The sequence below is a fragment of the Mesorhizobium silamurunense genome (assembly GCF_014843825.1).
GTDB lineage: Bacteria > Pseudomonadota > Alphaproteobacteria > Rhizobiales > Rhizobiaceae > Mesorhizobium > Mesorhizobium silamurunense.
On the sequence record NZ_JHQR01000199.1, the window covers coordinates 1 to 1,172 of the forward strand.

General features: G+C 59.0%; 1 protein-coding gene. It reads left to right on the top strand.

Going from position 1 to position 1,172, the window contains the following annotated elements; all coding sequences use genetic code 11:
- The coding region (locus DH10_RS22255) for a S9 family peptidase (RefSeq protein ID WP_192385318.1) at positions 1–1,119 on the top strand (1,119 nt) is incomplete at its 5' end.
- Between the last annotated feature and the right edge of the window lie 53 nt (positions 1,120–1,172).

The following is a 1,172-nucleotide window of genomic DNA, read 5'->3' on the forward strand; positions in this document are numbered from 1 at the left end:
GAGTGGGTGGTCCGGGGGGTCAACTATATCGATCCGGTCAAGCGCCAGATCTGGTTCGAGGCGAGCGGGATGAACCCGGAGGAGGACCCCTATTTCGTCCATGCCTACCGCATCGGCTTCGACGGCAAGGGGCTGACTGCACTCACGCCCGAACCGGCCAACCACCATATCGAGTTCTCGCCCGACGGCCGCTATTATGTCGATCTCTGGTCACGCATCGATCTGCCACCGCGCATGGTGCTCTACCGGGCCAGCGACAACGCCAAACTCATGCAGGTCGAGACCGCCGACATGTCCGAGCTCGTCGCCGCCGGCTGGCAGCCGCCACTCAGCTTCCATGCCAAGGGGCGCGACGGCAAGACTGATATCTGGGGCGTGATCCACCTGCCAGCCAACTTCGATCCGACGAAGAAATACCCGGTGGTGGAGAATATCTATGCCGGGCCACAGGGCTCCTTCGTCCCAAAATCCTTCTCAACGAGGATGGAGCCGCTCACGCAGCTGGGCTTCGTCGTTGCACAGATCGATGGCATGGGTACCAACAACCGCTCGCGCGCCTTCCATGATGTTGCCTGGAAAAATCTGAAGGACGCAGGGTTTCCAGACCGCATCCTGTGGCACAAGGCGGCGGCCGCAAGTTTTCCGTGGTACGACGTCTCCAATGTTGGCATTTTCGGAACGTCCGCCGGTGGCCAGAGCGCGGTGGGTGCGCTGCTCTTTCATCCCGAATTTTACAAGGCTGCGGTCGCCAACAGCGGCTGCTACGACAACCGGATAGACAAGATCTGGTGGAACGAACTGTGGATGGGATGGCCGGTCGGAATTGAATATTCGCAATCCTCCGCCATCGACAATGCTCACAGGCTGCAGGGCAAGCTGATGATCGTGGTCGGCGAAATGGACCACAATGTCGACCCGTCCTCCGCGTTCCAGCTTGCCGACCGGCTCATCAAGGCGGGAAAAGATTTCGACATGGTCTACGTTCCTGGTGCCGATCACGGTACGCCAGGCACCTATACCCAGCTCAAACTCCTTGACTTCTTCGTTCGGAATATTCTCGGCCAGACCCCACCCAACTGGAACACCACACCGATCGAGCTGCAGAAGGTTAAATCATGACGACGATGGCGACCGGTCGCGGTGAAAGGGCGTTGTCACGTTGTTTGAAATGT